Raw genomic sequence first — 19624 nt, 5'->3', positions numbered from 1 at the left:
TATATTTGCTACTTTATAACAGATTTTCCTCGGAAGCAATAACCCGATTATTCACTAATGTCGCATATTTTCTGGCAGTAAAAAATAACCATATCTCCAGCTGTTTTCGACCCCTGAGCCAATTTGGAACTACCAGCAGCTAAACCTAATGCCCGCTCAAACTGGTCTTTCTTTTCCATGGCCCAGTCTTTATTGCTATTTCTATTTGTGCGGTGCTGGTAGCAGGCCAGAATGTCGCCATTTTTTAGCTTATCCCAGATGGTTTTCAGTTCATCTTCCAGCACATGTTTATCCTTATAGTGACCACTGGCCGGGACTATTCCGGTATCCGGGTCCAGAAAAACCAGACAGGGATGTATGCCACTCGTAATGTTATAGATAACTTTTTCATAATAGGAATCCCGATTATCAAATTCATCGGTGAAAACATCTATCGGGATTGTATTGGGCATATTCCGTATATTCAGCATATTTCTGAAGTGGTTTTTTACCTCTTCCGGGATACTATATTTAGAGCCGTCTATTTCAAGCTGCTCAAATTCCTCTTTTTTATAATAAGCAACCTGCAATATACGCTTGGCTGAAAATTCCTTTGAGAGTGTGAGCAGTACTCCCCACTTAACCAGGTCACGTTTATCCCCGTACCATATATCTTTCATAAATATTATCCTTTTTAGTACTAATCAAATTTATGATATTGCTCTAAAACTAGCCGCCAATTTCCCGAAGTTTCCTGACTATCTCCACCATGCCGCCGGTATCCTGGCCGCAGTATATTTCTAAATCAGCCCGTATTTTTCTGATTTCGTCTGGTGGCAGGTTGCCGAAAACAGATTCCATGAACCTGAGGCTGGCAGTCTGGCCTTCGCCTATTTCCAGTTCATCATAACCTAGCCCGGCCAGCGCGGGCATAACATGTTTTAAAGATGCACTTCCGTGCTGCCCGGGGTGGTAATAACTGAAATCCCTGAAAGGGACTATCAGGTCTAAAATCCTGCCAAGTATCCCTTCTACCCACCCTGCATATTCAGGGAAAGCGGCTGCCAGTTCCTTAAGTCTGGCTTTTTCAAATATCTCGGAGTAAACCAGTATGCTTCCCTGCGGGGCAATACTTGACTTAAGGGCAGACAGAAAAGCCGGACGGGGGTCATACCCGTCTTCAGCCAGATACGAATAGTGTTTGGTTTCCGAATTGGGACTTTGCTGGATGTGGAGTGAAAACTGAAACGGAATATTCTGGTAGGGACGGGTATAGTCATATACAGGTATGGCCGTGGCAAAAGTCTCAAAATCCAGGTAGTGAAGGGGATATTCCAGTTTATTCAGAAACGCGCCTATCTCAGCCGGGTTGGTATAAACCTGGCCGGAAACAGCGCAATTTTTCTGGATTAGCTGTTTGGGGTTAAGTTTAAATTCAGGCGGTATCTGGCGGATATCCCAAATACCCTGAGCCTGAAGTTCCGGCAGGATTTTATTGCCGTAATACAGGGTGAATATATTGTGTTCCGGCAAATCTGCCCAGCATTGGTCTTTAAGCGGACAGTCATGGGGAGAGGTGCATTGTTTACCCGGGCGGGCTTCCGGGCAGGTATCTGAATCAATTATAGCCAGCATGGCTTCAATGTTCCCTTCCAGATTGCCGGAGTATCCTTCTGTTTCTTGCGTTATATCCTTTAAAGTAAAAAACTCAGCCGGGTATATTCCCCCGTTTTTTATATAGTTTTTATTAATATGCATAAGGTAACAGTTACGGATATTCAGCCCGCCAAGCCGGCAGCAATAACGCTGAAAGGCTACGTCATACAAATGTTCCTCTTTTATGTCGGTAGTACTTTTTATCTCTATGATATCCCAGCCGTCTCCTTCAGCCGGGGCGAGTATATCTACCCGGGAATACAGACGTTCAGTTGCAAACCCAGCTTCAAAGACAGGCAAGACACAGCCAAGAGCCTCTTTGGTATCTTTCAGGTTCTGGCTGAAGTTTTCGGTTTTAAGGTTTAGTCCACCCGGGTATAGCTGCTTGGCAAGTTCGCCGACCTGATGCCCCTGCTCAAAGACAAACTGGGTAGACGGGCTGACAGACGGCATATTGGCAGCATCATTAGTTGCCTTCCAAAGCAGGCGGGGGCATTGAAGACCCATTAGGTATTTAGATTTACTTAGACCTTTCTTATAGCTCAATATCTTACTCCTGGGGTATTATGGTTTAAATAATAAACCTGACCAGATAGTGTAAATCAGCGTTTACTTATTTGAATCCCAGACCCTCTTTTAAACACCCTCACCCTTTCAGCATGGTTGTGAAGCATCTAATTTATAATACCCGGCTATCTAGTTTGTTCCACTCGGTTGCCGCAAGTCCGGCAGTATAAATCCCCGGGGGAGAGTTTGTTTCCGCACCGGGAGCAATAGGCCACACCCTCCGCTGTGTTGTCTGCGTCAGTTGCGGGTTGAAGTATTGGGTTTTCCGGTTTGGTATCTGGTAGTCTGGAAGGAGGATTTGTGCGGTGGTTATCAAGAATAAACAGGCTTATCCAACCAGAAGGTATAAACAGCAGCAAAAGCCAGGCCAGATGCCGCCCTTTTTGCTTCAGTACCCAGCCGGACAGGATAAATGGCCAGATAATGCATACAAGTCCTGTTATGATTTGGATTATAACAAAGCCATATTTATCAGGTACTGTGTCACCTGTAAAGCCGTAAAAATCGGTTATAAATAAAGATGCATACCAAACATTCGGTATAATCAGCAAGCCGATAACCAGTGTCCAGTGAAGATGCTTTTTAAACCAGCTCATATTTAGTCACCTATATCTTTCTAGCTAGATTAAATCCTATCTGGGTATCTTTTATACCATATATCCGGCGGAGGGTGTTATCAATATCTGATTTAGTAAGCTGACCCAGGTCATTTCTTCCCTCTTTTTTTGCCTGAGTGATGATGACCAGACTGTAGATAACCTCCTGTAATTGGGCTGGGGTGTAGTATGCAGTTTTGGCGGCCAGATATTTACGCACCTCATCTGAGAGACGTATTTTGCGGCAAATCCGGTTGATTATTTCCTGCCGCTGGGGTAAGTCTGGCCGGCTGAGTTTTATTACCCTGTCAAAACGGGCAGGACGGCGAATCAGGGCATCATCCAGCTGCTCAAGTAAGTTAGTCGTTGCAATGGTAACTACCCCGTAATTTGCTTCAAGGCCGTCCAGGGCAGCCAGTAAAGCGCTGAGGGGAGTGGCTGTTTCACCTCCGAATTCGTCCCGGCTTTTACCTATTAAATCCAGGTCTTCAATGAATACGATAGAGGGACTTAACTCCCTGGCAATTTTATATAACTCGTCAACATAGAAAGATTGGCTAAGGGAATAACAATCAGTCGTCAGGCAGGTAATTCCTTTGGCTTTGGACATGAGGGCTTTGCAGATAATAGTTTTGCCCGTTCCGGGTTCGCCAACCAGCAAAATCCCCCGCTTACCGGGTATACCCAACCGGACGAACTTGGTCTGATTATTCAGAAAATGAATTGAGTTAAGATAAATCTCCTCTTTATCTTCCGGGTTAATAATAACACTATCCCAGATTTGGGCTGCCGGTTTAATAAAATGCAGAAAACCGGTATATTCAATCTTCTGCCCCTTATAAAAGTTTTCCTGACTAATAAGCCGTTTAATTTCCGATTTAAAGGTGTCCAATTGACACTGGTCAGCTTGCTTAGATTCCAGCTGCAAAGCTGCTCCGCGGCGGGTAACATCCAGGGTAGCAGCTATTCGTACTTCTCCCTGGCGGATAAGCAGCTGACCGTTAGTCATCAAGTCCAGTGTTTCTTCAGCTGAAACCTGAATACCGGTATAATCCGGCCGGTCATTCCGGTAGCCCAACCGGTACAAGATCTCCCAGTTATTTCGTTTCAGATAGGTTTCCAGCGCCCAGGCCAGCAGGTCTCCGTAATAATCCGGTGCGGTTACACTGGTATAAGTCCGGGCTTCCGAGTCTATAAACTGGTCAATCTCGGTCTGGTTCTTTTTCTGGCGCTTCAGGTGCACCTGTCTGGACGTTAGCTGCCAGTCTTCACCGTCAATAGCAGCTTCCAGCATCTCCACTTCAACCCCGGATTCACTCATTTTCTCTAACCTTAATTCAAATAAAAATGATTATACTTTTGGGCATTGACAGGTTTGCTGTCACAATTTCCCATTATTTTTTACGACAGACAGTTGTCACAGATTTGTTTTAGTATGTGTATTTGCCACCCGTCAGGAGGATAAAATGACTGAAAATAATGAGGGCACAAGTTTTCCGGCAGGACAGGTAATTGAACTTCTGGAAAATGAACCTGAGTTGCTGGCAATTGCTTTTGACCAACCCTTAAAATTTCATGCTCGGTTTGCCAACCTTGCAATCGGCCAAGCCCACTTATTACTCCTTAATGAACCGGAAACTGAACTTTATGTGCTGGAAGTTGTTCCGTCCGAAGCCACTGCCGAAGATATAGGGCGTTTGCTGGCTTATATGGGTTGGCTGGATAAAACCCTGGTAAATATTCCTCCTGAACAAACACTAGCTGGCTTGTCCAGCTGGTGCGGTTCGGGTTCATTCGAAAAACTCAGAGGGATAAAAGGAATCCTGCTGGCGTGTTCTTTCAGTGAATCTGCCCGGTGCGCCGCGTCCGGTTGCCCCGAGTTGTGTATGCGGAGGTATTCTTTTAGCCTGAAGATAGCTGCCGGAGAGGAAGGATAAATATCCAATTAATGCTATAGGTTTTAATAAATGGGGATAAATGTATCTACCAAAACTGGTGCCAGCGTTATATAATCAACAAAAATGCGAGGCGGACATGAGTTTGGTCAACAAGGACGGGAAACAGAACCGGCTGGCCCGGCTTTTAAGGGTTGAACACCTGCTCTGTCAGAACCCTCAAGGTATTTCGGTAACAGATATTGCCCGGTTATGCCAGGTATCCAAACGAACTGCTTACCGGGATTTGAGAGACCTTGAGACTGTCCTGAAAGTCCCCCTGACAACTGATAAAAACTTGTGGAAGGTTATGGAAGGGCATTTCCTGCCGCCAATCCACTTTACACTTACCGAGGGTTTATCTGTCTTTCTGGCTATTCGTTTGCTTTACAATTACTGCAATAAATACAATCCGGATATAGAGTCCACTTTTACCAAACTTAATTCCATTATGCCCGTCCCCTTTCAAAGGCAGATAAGCCAAACTTTAGATAAAATGCATGACAGAATAACTGATGAAGACAACCAGCAGACTATGGCTCTGCTTTGCCGGGCTTGGGCTGAACAAAGAAAAGTCAGCATAATCTACCGGGCTTTGGGTAAGGAGGATTATTCTGAGCGCGAGGTTTCCCCTTATTTTATTGAACCGGCGGCAGCCGGGCATTCAGCTTACTTAATTGGCCGCTGCAGTAAAAGCAACGAAATCCGCACCTTCAAGCTTGAACGTATCCGGTCATTGAAAATGCTGGATAAAGAGTATGAAATACCTGCGGCTTTTGATATAGATAAATACCATTCCCCTTACTGGGGAATACTGGTAGATGGCGAAGTCAAAGATATAAAGCTGAAATTCGTTCCGGAGGTAGGCCGGATAATGCAGGAAACTACTTTTCATCCCTCCCAGCGCAGCGAAATCTTGCCGGACCAGTCTGTGTTGGTTAGATTCTGCCTGGCTGATACGCCGGATTTTGTCTCCTGGGTGCTCAGTTGGGGGGGACGGGTAGAAGTGCTGGCACCCGAAAAGCTGAGAGAAAAGGTGAAAGAGACTGCACAGGGAATGCTGGATATATACAGCTAAGCACGTATAGATAAAATTAGTAAAATGGAGAAGACTATTTATAAACTTTATGAATATATCGTAAAGTTGGGTAAGTGATTGGGCTGGGATATATGCAATACCCCATTTCATACTTCAGGGCTAAATATATTAAGTAAAAATCCAAATTGGCTTGCTGATAATGAATTAGCTTTTATACTGAGAAATAGAGGAGATGTCTGTAATCAGTATTGTCTCTGATTTATAAATAGTGTAAATAATTTGGTGAAAACTTCTTAATAAATGATTACTGCCGATACCAGTAGCAGAAATACCAATCTTAAGTAAAAGGTAACTTATTTGGGAGATACATAATGGGTTTAGAAGATGGATTTATCGAATTTAACATGGATGGACATACATTTATCCTTTCTCAGCATAAAATTAACCTCATTTATAAAAATGTTGGTGACTTAAAGGACTATTGGTCTTTGCCGATAGAGCCATATGATGAATATAGAATTCAACCCTCAAATCATGCACATAAATGGAGAGTAAGCAAGATATCGGGATATAAGCTAAATTATATTCTCAACCATGTGATTGAGATTAATAAGCAACTAAATTCAAAATATCGCCTAAACAAATCGACTTTAAGTGAAGTTTACGACCATATTCAAGGACTTTCATTAAAAACTAAAATAGAACCCAACAGATTACTCGGAGTTGAGAATGATTTGTACCCATGGCAAGAGGAAGCATTGGAAAAATGGTATACAAGTGAAGGCAAGCGAGGGATTGTCGAAGCAGCAACCGGTACTGGCAAAACTAGATTGGCGTTTGCCTGTATGAAAAAATTTTATAATGATTTTCCAGATGGAATAGTCTGTATCATTGTACCCAGGCAACCTCTTTTCGATCAGTGGCAAGAAAGGCTTCATGAGTGTTTTCCCAAGATTCGTGAAGATAATTACTGCTACATAGGGAATGGTAATGCGGACATGGTGAATAGAAATACCAAGATTGTTATTGCTACTCAGCAAGCGATGATTCTTAGAGAGGATCTTGGTTATGGCTGTGAATTATTAAAACAATTAAGTGAATCATGCAGAGATAACTTAATCGTAGTTGATGAGGCACACCATCTTGGAGCTAAACAAACCTTATCTAGATTTGTAAGTCATATTCCTGAAAGTGTTTATACTCTTGGCTTGACTGCAACACCCCTTCGAAGTGACGGAGTAATGGACGAAGTCTACCGGGATTTTGATTGTGTGACGTCTGACGGTCCAATCTATTCCTATTCTCTGTCCAGAGCCGTAGAAGATGGAGTTTTAACTAGTGTGATCCAAAAGAACTATATGGTATCGCTAAATTATAATGAAAACAAATCCCATCAAAACTTTTGCGAGCAGATAAAAGAAATTAAGAAAAGAATAAATAATAGTAGAGTGATAAAGGTAGATCAAAATAAAATCAATAGTGGAAGTATAGCCTACCTTGTGGAGTTAGAACGCGAGCTAGTGGAATTACAGCGTCGTAATACTGTTATATGTAAACAAGTGTGGGATTTAATTAAGAAAATCCATATATTAAAAAATATCTATATCAAGAGACGAAGGTTATTCAATAAGGCTCAAGATAAATGGGAGCTATTAAAATCATTCCTCTCGGAGGAATACTGGATTAGACAGTTTACCAATGGAAGATGGATTTTCTTCCATCAAGAAATCGAAGAATGTATGAATACTAAAAACCTACTCGTAGGTGCTCTCGGTAAGGAAAAAATAAGATTACATCATTCAGGGATGATGACTGAAGAACGTCAAAATGTACTTGTTGAATTTGAGAAGAGTATATTCAATTGTTTATGTGCTGTTCAGACTCTTGATGAGGGTTTAGATATTCCTGATTTAACAGGAATAGTGATTATGAGTGGGTCTACAAGTCAAAGACAACAGATACAAAGATGTGGTAGGGCTCTTAGGCGAACTCCAAATAAGGATTGTGCCTATCTAGTAAGTTTTCTAGCACAAGTAGATGAGGATCTAACAGGTGAGAAATTAATAATCGGCCCAGATAACTCTACTACTAAATGGACTATTGAAGAATATGTTTATTCATAAAGATAATGTTTTAGATGAATTTATTACGGTAATAAGGAAATGTACACATACTTTGCTAGTATACAATGGGAGGCCATTGAAAGGATATTGGGGGTCCTTTGATCTTTGCGAATAAGATTAGGTTTAGGCATTGGTCCAATTGGTGGAATTGGGGAGAAACGGTATTAGGGACCGAACGGGAAAGTGCCGTGACCCCCGAAGTAAGCCCAGTTTCATGTCAGATTGGAAAATGAGAAAGAGTGAATCATATGCTAAGGATATTTTTAAATTAAATGAATGAGGATAAGAAAAATTATTTTAAATCTTACTTTGAGGGGGATGTAATAAATAGTTAAAAATGATTAATAGAGTATCTTATCATAGTAATATTTCTGTACAGAAGATCCCCACGGCGATTTTACGCGGTTAGGCGCAGACAACCATAGATTTGCATTCCGATAAGAGACACGCAGTATCAGCCGCACCTCGAAACTATGATAAAGCAACCGCCGTAATTTTCATGGTTTCTCTTCTCCTCTCACTTCCTCGACTGATTCCATATTTGTACGTAACAAACCAGCGGCTGCCGAAATCTCTGTTGTTGTCAATTGTCTTTCAGACAATTGACTTTTAAGCAAATCAATCATGCATACCGAAACAGATTCAAGTATGGGGTGAGTCGTTGATTTGTTCTGCAATCCAAGCTGCTTCGTCAGACATTTTGTGCCGCCTAGTGAGCTTTATCTTGACCCTGGCAAGTAATATAATGCAATCACTAACGTTAGGGCAAGGATATTAACTAATGATTACGAACGGGACTGATAAGCCAGAATTAACGCATAAGGTTATTAAGATATTGTCTAAGGAACTTGGGTTAAGTGTTAAAGAATTGGCAGAGAAGCTACAGGCAAATAGGCAATTTATGGCCGGAGTTCTGAAAGTGCTTGAGGAAAGGAAAGAGGTTACCTTCCGTCAAGTCGGACCTGCTCGCATTTATTACGCTGCAAGTGTTTCCAAGTAAGAATCTAATAGTGCTAAATAGGTCGATTGTCTGTTGCATACAGAACCAATATCTTTGACAACAAAGAGGGTCGTGGAGTAATGCTATGAGTAAACTTGAAGAAATAAAATCAAATGCATCAGTCGCGGGTATTTTGACAGATTCACTCGTAACAGTTGTTAATATCCAATGGTTTGGCACGGATGCAATTGAAATAACATACAAATCACCTAAAGGACAAGTAGCCAGCGAGATTCTGTATCGAAGTGATGAGTCACGTTTAAACATCGTTGAGCGAGGTCGGCCTTGGAGCTTTGACGGTGATGGAAACTTATTCCGCTTGGTTTCTGAAGCCAATCGGATTCGGCTAGCTCATTTATTCGATCCAGTTTTAGCTGTTCACACTTCACTAGTAGAACCTCTACCACATCAGATTACTGGTGTCTACGAAACTATGCTTCAGCGACAGCCCCTCCGTTTTTTATTAGCAGATGATCCTGGTTCTGGTAAGACCATTATGGCAGGACTTCTAATAAAAGAACTAATCGCCCGGGGAGATTTGCAGCGATGTATGATTGTTGCACCGGGTAGCCTGGTGGAACAATGGCAGGATGAATTATACCAGAGATTCTCCCTGCCGTTCGAAATTATGACCAACGATAATTTTGAATCAGCTCGTACTGGAAATTGGTTTTGTGAGCATAATCTTATTATCGTTCGCCTCGACAAAATGTCTCGAAATGAAGATGTCCAAGCAAAACTACGCATGCCAGATTGTCGTTGGGACTTAGTAGTTTGTGATGAAGCACATAAGATGTCTGCTACCTTTTTTGGAGGAGAGGTTAAATATACAAAGCGTTACAGATTAGGAGAATTGCTCTCTACACTAACACGCCATTTACTATTGATGACAGCAACACCCCATAACGGTAAAGAGGAAGATTTTCAACTGTTTTTAGCATTACTTGATGGAGATAGGTTCGAAGGGCGCTTCCGTGACGGTGTTCACCAAATTGATACATCTGATCTAATGAGACGCATGATTAAGGAGAGCCTAGTAAAGTTTGATGGGACACCGCTGTTCCATGAACGAATTGCATATACCGTACCATATAGACTATCTGATGGAGAAGCTCAACTTTATAAAGAAGTTACTGAATATGTCCGAGAACAATTCAATAGGGCAGAAAAACTTCAAAATGATAAAAGAGCCGGTACGGTTGGGTTTGCTCTTACAATTCTCCAACGGAGGCTAGCATCGTCTCCAGAAGCGATCTACCAGTCTTTGCGTCGGCGACGTGAACGCCTTGAAAATAAATTACGTGAAATTGAATTGTTAAAACGGGGAAGTGACATTGTTCACGCTTTGGAATCTGGAGCGGATAAGTATAGCGAAGAAGATATCGATGATCTTGATGAAGTACCCGAAAATGAAGTCGCTGAGGTTGAAGAAGCCGTTTTAGATGAAGCAACAGCCGCAGGAACTATTGCTGAACTTAAGGCTGAAATTGACACACTTAAGCATTTAGAATCGTTAGGGAATACAGTTCGCCGGAGTGGCGAAGATAAAAAATGGCGGGAATTAGCCAAACTATTAGTTGAGGAAATATTTACATCAGCAGCAATCTCACAGGGTGTCGCTGAGGAAAGAGCTCCTTATAACAACGAAAAAATTGAAAAACCAATTCCTTCGCCGCGGCAGAAGCTAATTATTTTTACTGAACATCGCGATACTTTGCGATACCTCCAAGACCGGATAGGTACCTTATTAGGGCGCTCAGAGGCAATAGTATGTATTCACGGTAGTATGGGACGAGAGGAAAGGAAAAAATCCCAGGAGTCTTTTACCAACGATCCCGAAGTTCAAGTATTACTTGCAACTGATGCAGCAGGGGAAGGCATTAACTTACAGCGTGCCCATCTAATGGTAAATTACGACCTGCCATGGAATCCTAATCGTATTGAACAGCGTTTTGGGCGTATTCACCGTATTGGTCAAACTGAAGTTTGTCATTTATGGAATTTGGTTGCTAATGAGACCCGTGAGGGCGAAGTATATCAAACTCTATTAAGAAAACTTGAAGAAGCTAGAAATGCACTCGGCGGTAGAGTATTTGACGTGCTTGGAAAAGTCCAATTCGAAGGCAAACCTCTTCGTGATTTACTTATTGAGGCGATTAGATATGGAGAGCAACCCGAGATTAAAGGTCGCTTAACAAAGGTGATAGCTAATGCTTTTGATACTAAGCAACTTCAGCTTTTATTAGAGGAAAGAGCTCTAGTTCATGATGCAATCGATTCCAGCCGCGTAAACCGAATTCGAGAGAATATGGAGAGGGCAGAAGCACGAAGGTTGCAACCGCACTATATTGAATCTTTTTTCCTTAAAGCTTTCGAGCAATTAGGTGGCGTAATCAAACAGCGTGAGCCTCGCCGTTATGAAATTACTAACGTGCCATCAATTATCCGTAGTCGAGATCGCATCATAGGATTAGGTAATCCAATAGTACAACGTTATGAAAGGGTTGTTTTCGAAAAAACACTAATATCACCACCTGGCGAGCCATTAGCTACGTTTGTATGTCCTGGACATCCCTTGCTTGATGTCGTTGCAGACATTATTTTGGAACGGAATCGTGATTTGCTACGCCGAGGCACAGTTTTGGTAGATGATAATGATTTGGGGACCGATCCAAGGGTGCTTTTTTATCTAGAACATGCGATTCAAGACGGTACGACAACACGAACAGGAGATAGATGCGTAATTTCCAAGCAGATGCTTTATGTGGAATTAGGCTCAAATGGGAATGCGTATCACCCACAATATGCTCCGTATCTAGACTATCGACCCTTAAAAGACAACGAGCCAAAATGTGAAACCATATTAGGTTTACCTGAGTGCGGTTGGATCACTCATGAACTTGAGAAAACGGTACAAGGGTATGCGATTTCTCATGTTGTTCCAGATCATCTCAAAGAAGTGCGTGACCGAAAGTTAGACTTAATAGCGAAAACTGAAAGAGCAGTAAAGGATCGCCTTTCAAAAGAAATCAATCATTGGGACCATCGTGCAGAAGTTCTTAAATTTCAAGAACAAGCCGGTAAAGTTAATGCCAAACTAAATTCCGGAGAAGCCCGAAAGCGGGCAGACGCCTTACAAGAGCGGTTACAAAATCGACTTGCTGAATTAACTCTTGAAAAGCAAATTTCCGCTTTACCGCCTGTTATTCTTGGTGGTCTTCTTATAGTTCCAATTGGATTGATAGCGAAGATAATAGGGCAGCCTTTGAAAACCCTAGAAACCGATGTTGATAAGCTAGCGGTTGCGGTAAAAGCACGCGAATTAGTAATGAATATTGAGCGCCAACTAGGATTTGATCCGATCGATCGTGAAGCCGAAAAGGTTGGTTATGATATTGAAAGTCGAGTTCCAGGAACTGGGAAACTACGTTTCCTCGAAGTTAAAGGCAGGACTACTGACGCAATTACACTGACCGTCACTCGTAATGAGATATTGTATTCGTTGAATAAGCCGGACGATTTCATTTTAGCTATTGTTGAATTTATAAACGAAACTAGTCATCGAATTCACTACCTGAGGCAACCGTTCCGTAGAGAACCCGATTTTGGTGTTACCAGCGTCAACTATGATTTTGCAGAACTATTGAATAGAGCAGAGGAACCGAGTTAGATGAATCCCCCGGGATATTTTCACTCAATTAAAACCAGAGCCTCTGAGAATTGGGATCTGCTTGAAAAACAACCTGATATCGCGGGGCCCTGGCATCAACTATTCAAGCAAATAGCCCAGAGCCCCCGCCATGTTGTTTCTGAACTACTTCAAAATGCTGATGATGCTGGAGCGACAGAAGCTTCAGTGGAAATCGCTAATAGCGAGTTCGTCTTTTCGCATAATGGAGAGGATTTCACGGAAGAGCAGTTTTACTCACTATGCCGATTTGGATTCTCAAACAAGCGAGCACTCCACACAATCGGTTTTAGAGGAATTGGATTTAAAAGCACCTTTAGTATTGGGGATGAGGTAAGACTATACACACCCAGTCTAGCCATCGCTTTTCGAAAAAGACGTTTTACTGAGCCTATCTGGATCACTGATTTAACCTCAAATCAGAACAAAACTGAAATTCGCATTTCCATTAAAGATGAACGCATCAGAGAAGATCTGGAAAAGAATTTTAAGGAGTGGATAGGAAATCCCACATCGCTGTTGTTTTTTAGAACGATTAGAAGATTAAAAATAAACAATAAGGAAATTCACTGGCAATCTCACGGAGACGGACCGGTAACAAACTCCCAATGGATGTCGCTGTCTAGCGCTCCTGATAACAAATATCTTTATATCTTTTCTGGTGAGGAAGAGTTTCCCCTGGACTCTTTGCAAGAAATCAAAGAGGAACGGATGGTTCTTGATAAAGAGACTACTTTCCCCCCATGCCGAGTAGATATCGTTCTTGGCCGAGAAGGGCGTCTATTTGTCGTACTCTTTACAGGTGTAAAGACAACACTCCCGTTTGCTTGTAATGCTCCTTTTGTGCCTGATCCAGCGAGACTTAAGATTAAGGATCCGGTCAGTTCTCCTACAAACAGATGGTTACTGGCACGTATAGGTAAACTTGCGGCGGAAGCTATGTTAGGTTGGCTTAATAGGGAAGACATGGCTGTCACCGAACGATGTGCAGCTTATGAATTGTGGCCGGATGTAGATAGAGACGAAAACACCCTTGAAGGTACCTGTGCTACGGCGGTTGAACTCGCGTTTGAGAGTTATATTGAAGGAAACAAGTGCCTAATATCTGAAAAAGAGACCATCGTTTTAAAAGGTGAATGCGTTGCGGTTCCACAAGTACTTCTGGATATTTGGGAACCTGAACAAATCTCAGTACTATTTGATCAACAGCAACGCTCAATATTGTCAAGGAGTATAGGCAGTAAATGTTGTCAAAAACTAATCAATTGGCAATATGTTGATGTGATAGACAAGTCTCAAGTAGTGCAAGTACTGGAATCAAAACACGTGCCTAACCCGGGTACTTGGCGTCAGTTAATGATTTTATGGGCTTACATCTCGGATCAGGTTGTGTCGTACTACTATAATGACCACCGCGGCGTTCGAATAGTCCCGGTACAAAGTAAAGACATCCTCTATTCTACTCAGGAGCTAGTTAGACTGGGAGAAAAGCAGTTACTTGAATCCCAGGAAGATTGGGAATTCCTGTCAGCTTATTTACTTGTATTAAATCAAAACTGGCCCAGGTTTTTGGCCGAGCAGCGCCTTAATTCTGTAAACAGGCAGGATAAAGTGCTTGCTGAACAAGTAGAATCAGCGTACAAAGTATTAAATGCATTGAATCTGGTTCAAGCTTCTGATGTGGGGAGCGTGATGGAACAGGTCAGCACAAAGTTTTTTACTCAACAGAGTTGTAATCGTTCTGATTGCGTTAGGCTAGCTCATATTGCTGCCAAGCTAGGGGCTCAGATTTCCGAGACATTCCAATTTGTGACTCAGGATAATTATCGGCGTCCGGCGAAAGGCATTTTAGCTAATATCACATCTGATTTAGATATGTTTGTTGTAGAAAAATGGTACCAAGAGCACGTCCTTCACGAGGATTATTCTAAGTCTTCTGGAAGCTGCTCTACCGAAGATTGGGCAGCGTGGATAAAATCTGACCGTAGCCGTTTATTAACATTTGTACCCTTGGATAACACCAAAAGCAATATTTATAGTAAATATAGTCTGAACAATCGTCTTAGTGAACGTACATTCAATGGGAGACTGGATTACAGGTATAAGACAGAGCATTTTTCTTTTCTAGATTGGGATTTTGAACAATCCTTTTGGGAACACTGGAAGGGATTGGCTAAAGAAGATAAGAAGTTTTGGTCGCAGTTGCTGAATCATATAATCGAACAACCTTCCACATATTGGTCCAAAGCATTATCGGCCAGGGCACTTCATGTAGCTACAACCGGGAGCACATCAGCAGTTACGTCGGATGTAATAGTACCTAAATGGATCATGAAGTTTCGTGAATTAGCATGCTTAGAGGATACTCACGGAGAACCTCGTCAACCCGCCGAATTACTGCGACGAACACCAGAAACAGAAGCTTTATTAGGTGTAGAGTCATTCGTTGCCGCTGAAATTGATACGGAGACAAACCGTCCATTACTTCAAATGCTGGGAGTAAGGGATACACCGACTGGACCCGACAAATTGTTGGAGCGTTTACGAGCATTGTCGAAAGCTTCTTCGCCTCCACTTCATGAAGTCTTGAAATGGTATCAAAGTCTGGATCAGATAACTAATAAATGTGACACCGAAGAATTGCAGGATATTAAAGATACTTTTGAACAAGAGAAAATTGTATTGACCGAAACGAATGGTGTGATTGGTTGGGCAAGTCTGGAAGACGTTTATTTAGCTCCAGATGAAGAAACAGTACCAGGAGCACCTCTCGTCCATTCTTTGGTTCGTCATTTAGCGATATGGCAGAAACTGGGTATCGCTACCAAGCCTACAGCGGACCTGGCCATCACTTGGCTTTTAAGTCTGACTTCAAATCAATCGCTTACTCCAGAAGATCTCAGGAGAGTTAGAGCGTTACTTCCACGTTATCCTGATCGTATTTGGAATGAATGCAGACATTGGATAGACCTTGAGGGGAAGTGGACACCGATAGAAGATTTCGAATATGTAATAACGATGCAATCGTTGGTTCCTTATTCTCATTTGTTCTCTGTAATTAAACACAAGACCGCGAATTTACAGTCTCTAAGTGAAAGTCAATGTCAGCAACCTCCCTTTTCTAATATCGCAAGATTGATAAACAATATTGAAGAACATTTTCAAGAGACAATATTTCGTTCTGATGCACCAAAGTCAAAATTATGGATAGAAGCACTTGGTAAAGGGTTAAGCCGTATCATTATTGCGAATGAGGAGGAAACTAACCGGATTCGTCAGCTTGGCAGACGGCTTTCAAAGACGTTATGGCAGATTACCGATGCACTCGAAACCATTCCATATATCGCGGGAACCCCTGCCGGCACAGCTCGCAGCATTCCAGCTCTATGGAAAGATTCAAATCTTTATGTAGCTAGACAATCACCGGCAAAGATTGCAAAGGCTGTCCCACAAGAAATCGGAGGACTGTTCCAGAATAAAGAAATCAACGACGCAATTATGCTATGTTATGATCGCCCCCCTGAGTTCGTAATTGAATATATTGAGGAGAATTTTAAGTTAGCTCCCCTGAGTGAAATTGAAACTGAGCCAATAGAATCGATTCAGCCTAAAGTAGTGCAACAGGGCCAGACATCCACAGCAGAAGACGAAAACGAAAAAAATGAGAATGTCGATATCGTTGTAGGTCCTACTTTAGAGCCTCCTGAACAAATCCACGAGCCTGAGCCTGCCAACGAAGAACTGAAGGATACTGGCGAAGAGAAACCTAAACCGCCAAAGCCTATTAAGCCCATTCGACCATCTTTGATAGACCGATTTGCATTCATTAATGGTTTTTCCACAGACGGAAATGATAGATATTACCATTCTGACGGAAGTTGGCTTGAGCGATCGCATGGCAATGGCTTCCATTGGGAAATGCACGATAAATCCGGTGAAATTACACAGTATTACTGGGTTAAAGAACATTGTTTAGAACTCGAACCCATGCAAATTGACACAGATATTTGGGGTTTGTGTGAAAAGTTTCCGAGGCTCTATTCTATAGTCATAGTAGATACGCAAGATGAACCTGAGGAAATCTCGGGGTACCGATTAATGAGCATGCGTGAAAACAAAGAACTGGAATTAACTTCAGCTTCTTACAGGTTGGTGTATAAAAGATGAGCGTAAAAACTAACAAGAAATTGATTGAAGTTGCCCTGCCGTTGGAGGCAATAAACGAAGCTTCAGCCAGAGAAAAGTCTATTCGCCACGGGCATCCTTCCACATTACATCTTTGGTGGGCGCGACGCCCTCTAGCGGCTGCCCGTGCTGTTATCTTTGCACAGATGGTGGATGATCCTTCAGCACACCCCGATATCTTCCCCACCCCAGAAAAGCAGGAAAAAGAACGACAGCGCCTTTTTAAGATTATTGAGAACTTGGTCCAGTGGGAGAATACAAATAACGAGACTGTTCTTGAAGCAGCGCGAAGTGAAATATGGCAAAGTTGGCGTTCTACCTGCGCTGAGAATGCTGACCATCCGGAAGCAAAAGAGCTATTTAACCGGCACATATTACCCGCGTTTCATGATCCTTTTGCTGGAGGTGGTGCCTTACCATTGGAAGCGCAACGATTAGGATTAGAAGCCTACGCTAGCGACCTCAATCCTGTGGCAGTACTTATAAATAAAGCGATGATTGAGATACCTTCCAGATTTGCCGGTAAACCACCGGTGAATCCAGAAGCTAGAAGAAATATGGGGCACTCCGGGTCCTGGAATGGAGCCTCTGGATTAGCCGAAGATGTGCGCTATTATGGTAAGTGGATGCGTGATGAAGCCGAAAAGCGCATTGGCCGCTTATACCCTAAAGTCGAAGTCACTGCTGCAATGGCTAAAGAGAGGCCTGATTTGAGGCCATTAGTTGGACAAAAGCTGACCGTGATTGCCTGGCTGTGGGCACGCACTGCGAAAAGTCCAAATCCGGCTTTTAGGAATGTAGACGTGCCGCTCGCGACTAACTTCATGGTTTCGACTAAACCGGGCAAGGAAGCCTATGTACAGCCAATGATTGAAGGAAACAATTATCGCTTCACGGTGAAAGTTGGCAAGCCGAGGGACACTAGCACACTGCGAGGAACTAAAACCGGAAGTAGCGGGAGCAGTTTTTTTTGCCTGATGTCTCAAGCTCCAATGTCATTTGAATACTTACGAGATGAGGCAAAAGCAGGAAGAATGGGTTCACGTCTCATGGCTATCGTAGCGGAAGGAGAACATGGACGGATCTATTTGCCACCTACAGACGAGATGGAGTCTATTGCAAAGGAGGCAGATCCTAATGAAGTGCCTGAAGCGGAATTACCCAGGAAGGCACTAGGGTTCCGTATCCAAGCATATGGAATGACTCATTGGCGAGATCTTTTTACACTTCGTCAACTCACCGCCTTGACCACTTTTTCTAGTTTAGTGGAAGAGGCGCGAAACAACATAGTAAAAGACGCTATTGCATCTGGGTTAACCATTGGCGGCAAGAGAATTGATACTGGGGGTAACGGCGCTGACGCTTACGCGGATGCAGTAGCAGTGTACTTGGCGTTCTTGGTAAATCAAGTGGCAAACCATTCATCTTCTTTCTGTGGATGGAACTCTCCGAACGAGCAGATGCGAAGTGTATTTGCGCGGCAAGCAATTCCTATGGTCTGGGATTTTGCAGAAAGCAACCCCTTTTGTGATTCGTCAGGTAGCTTCAACAACCTTTTTGAAAGGCAAGTGAAGAGTTTTGAAAGTCTTGGCAGTAAGGTGATAGGTTTTGCAACACAAGCAGATGCGAATAGTCAAACGATAACGAGGGCGAAGATAGTTTCTACTGATCCCCCGTACTATGACAACATAGGCTATGCTGATCTATCAGATTTCTTCTACATTTGGCTTAGGCGATCGATTAAATCGGTTTTTCCCACCTTATTTTCAACATTAACCACCCCTAAAGCTGAAGAGTTAATAGCTTCGCCTTTTCGTCATGGAAGCAAGCAAGAAGCTGAAGAATTCTTCCTTGGAGGCATGACCAGAGCAATGCGGCGTTTAGCAGAACAGGCACATCAGTCCTTTCCTGTTACCATATATTATGCTTTCAAACAATTCGAAGATGAGAACTTAGAGGGGATATCAAGTACTGGATGGGAAACATTTTTGAATGCAGTAATTGACGCAGGTTTTGTTCTTACCGGAACCTGGCCTATGCGAACAGAAAAACAAGGGAGAACAATTAGTATTGATACAAACGCACTTGCATCGAGCATAGTAATGGTCTGCCGGCCTCGGTCGTCAGAAGCGAAAATAACTACCCGCCGGGAATTTGTCGCGAGGCTAAAGTCAGAATTACCACCTGCTTTGATCAATCTGCAACGCGGGAATATTGCCCCGGTGGATTTGGAACAGGCTGCAATCGGTCCTGGCATGGCAATTTATACGAGTTATGAAAAGGTGATTGATGCTGAAGGGAATGCCCTCTCTGTACGAGATGCATTGCGCCTTATTAACCAAACTCTCTACGAGGTTCTTACCGAACAGGAAGGCGATTTTGATTCGGATACTCGTTGGGCTTTGGTATGGTTTGACCAATTCGGTTTCATCGAAGGTGATTACGGCATCGCGGAGCAGTTATCCAAATCTAAAAACACTAGTGTAGGCGGATTGGTAAGCGCTGGCATTCTCACTTCCGGTAGTGGCAGAGTCCGACTTTTCAAACCATCGGAGCTACCGGCCGACTGGGAACCAGAACAAGACAAGAGATTGACTGTTTGGGAAATGACACATCAGTTGATCCGTGCCTTGGAAGCTGGCGGTGAAGGTCCGGCGGCAGAATTGGTCACCAAACTGGGCAGTAAAGCCGAAATTGCCCGCGAGTTGGCGTACCGCCTATATACTGTCAGCGTCCGTAAAAAACGTTCAGCGGAAGCTGGGCTTTATAATAGTCTCGTAAAGAGCTGGCCTGAAATACTTCGTCTTGCTCAAGAACAAGACAAACTAAAGCCACGACAAGGGCAGATGATTTAATA

The 19624-nt window shown here is 42.9% G+C and carries 11 protein-coding genes; 7 read left to right on the top strand and 4 right to left on the bottom strand.

What is annotated here, in order from left to right; translation table 11 throughout:
• Window positions 1-47: 47 nt before the first annotated feature.
• The 4 genes from ASJ33_RS07905 to ASJ33_RS07890 form a co-directional block, all read right to left on the bottom strand.
• Window positions 48-659 carry a hypothetical protein gene (locus ASJ33_RS07905; RefSeq protein ID WP_046961408.1) on the bottom strand — a complete coding sequence of 204 codons (612 nt, stop codon included), beginning with the start codon at window positions 657-659 and terminating at the stop codon, window positions 48-50.
• 49 nt (window positions 660-708) lie between these two features.
• Complete coding sequence (locus ASJ33_RS07900) at window positions 709-2181, bottom strand: DUF2779 domain-containing protein (RefSeq protein ID WP_231854694.1); 1473 nt, start codon at window positions 2179-2181, stop codon at window positions 709-711.
• Window positions 2182-2327: 146 nt separating this feature from the next.
• A complete protein-coding gene (locus tag ASJ33_RS07895) occupies window positions 2328-2798 on the bottom strand; it encodes a zinc ribbon domain-containing protein (RefSeq protein ID WP_046961407.1) in 471 nt (156 codons plus the stop codon).
• A 10-nt stretch (window positions 2799-2808) separates the two neighbouring features.
• Window positions 2809-4119, bottom strand: coding sequence for an AAA family ATPase (locus ASJ33_RS07890; protein WP_231854693.1), 1311 nt, complete (start codon window positions 4117-4119; stop codon window positions 2809-2811).
• 145 nt (window positions 4120-4264) lie between these two features.
• On the opposite strand from ASJ33_RS07890, the gene ASJ33_RS07885 reads away from it, so the two are divergent.
• From ASJ33_RS07885 to ASJ33_RS07855, 7 genes are all read left to right on the top strand, one after another.
• Window positions 4265-4735, top strand: coding sequence for a hypothetical protein (locus tag ASJ33_RS07885; RefSeq protein ID WP_046961406.1), 471 nt, complete (start codon window positions 4265-4267; stop codon window positions 4733-4735).
• A 97-nt stretch (window positions 4736-4832) separates the two neighbouring features.
• Window positions 4833-5810: a helix-turn-helix transcriptional regulator gene (locus ASJ33_RS07880; RefSeq protein ID WP_081372243.1), complete on the top strand. Its 978-nt coding sequence runs from the start codon at window positions 4833-4835 to the stop codon at window positions 5808-5810.
• Between the two features lie 332 nt (window positions 5811-6142).
• Complete coding sequence (locus ASJ33_RS07875) at window positions 6143-7894, top strand: DEAD/DEAH box helicase (RefSeq protein ID WP_046961404.1); 1752 nt, start codon at window positions 6143-6145, stop codon at window positions 7892-7894.
• A 781-nt stretch (window positions 7895-8675) separates the two neighbouring features.
• A complete protein-coding gene (locus ASJ33_RS07870; protein ID WP_046961403.1) occupies window positions 8676-8894 on the top strand; it encodes a MarR family transcriptional regulator in 219 nt (72 codons plus the stop codon).
• A gap of 85 nt (window positions 8895-8979) precedes the next feature.
• The gene (locus ASJ33_RS07865) at window positions 8980-12564 is read left to right on the top strand and encodes a helicase-related protein (protein WP_046961402.1); all 3585 of its coding nucleotides are present in this window, start codon (window positions 8980-8982) and stop codon (window positions 12562-12564) included.
• Entirely contained in the window at window positions 12565-16749 is a 4185-nt protein-coding gene (locus ASJ33_RS07860; protein ID WP_046961401.1) for a sacsin N-terminal ATP-binding-like domain-containing protein, read from the top strand.
• On the top strand, window positions 16746-19622 hold the full coding sequence (locus tag ASJ33_RS07855; RefSeq protein WP_046961400.1) for a DUF1156 domain-containing protein: 2877 nt from the start codon (window positions 16746-16748) through the stop codon (window positions 19620-19622). The genes ASJ33_RS07860 and ASJ33_RS07855 overlap by 4 nt, the downstream gene beginning before the upstream one ends.
• The last annotated feature ends 2 nt before the right edge of the window (window positions 19623-19624 follow it).

Source organism: Dehalococcoides mccartyi (assembly GCF_001889305.1).
Taxonomy (GTDB): domain Bacteria; phylum Chloroflexota; class Dehalococcoidia; order Dehalococcoidales; family Dehalococcoidaceae; genus Dehalococcoides; species Dehalococcoides mccartyi_A.
The sequence above is the reverse complement of the archived record's forward strand: the minus strand, read 5'-3'. Positions and strand labels throughout refer to the sequence as shown.

Coding starts and splice junctions, on each gene's coding strand:
- ASJ33_RS07905 (WP_046961408.1), bottom strand. CDS start 659: ATGAAAGATATATGGTACGGGGATAAACGTGACCTGGTTAAGTGGGGA.
- ASJ33_RS07895 (WP_046961407.1), bottom strand. CDS start 2,798: ATGAGCTGGTTTAAAAAGCATCTTCACTGGACACTGGTTATCGGCTTG.
- ASJ33_RS07890 (WP_231854693.1), bottom strand. CDS start 4,119: ATGAGTGAATCCGGGGTTGAAGTGGAGATGCTGGAAGCTGCTATTGAC.
- ASJ33_RS07885 (WP_046961406.1), top strand. CDS start 4,265: ATGACTGAAAATAATGAGGGCACAAGTTTTCCGGCAGGACAGGTAATT.
- ASJ33_RS07880 (WP_081372243.1), top strand. CDS start 4,833: ATGAGTTTGGTCAACAAGGACGGGAAACAGAACCGGCTGGCCCGGCTT.
- ASJ33_RS07875 (WP_046961404.1), top strand. CDS start 6,143: ATGGGTTTAGAAGATGGATTTATCGAATTTAACATGGATGGACATACA.
- ASJ33_RS07870 (WP_046961403.1), top strand. CDS start 8,676: ATGATTACGAACGGGACTGATAAGCCAGAATTAACGCATAAGGTTATT.
- ASJ33_RS07865 (WP_046961402.1), top strand. CDS start 8,980: ATGAGTAAACTTGAAGAAATAAAATCAAATGCATCAGTCGCGGGTATT.
- ASJ33_RS07860 (WP_046961401.1), top strand. CDS start 12,565: ATGAATCCCCCGGGATATTTTCACTCAATTAAAACCAGAGCCTCTGAG.
- ASJ33_RS07855 (WP_046961400.1), top strand. CDS start 16,746: ATGAGCGTAAAAACTAACAAGAAATTGATTGAAGTTGCCCTGCCGTTG.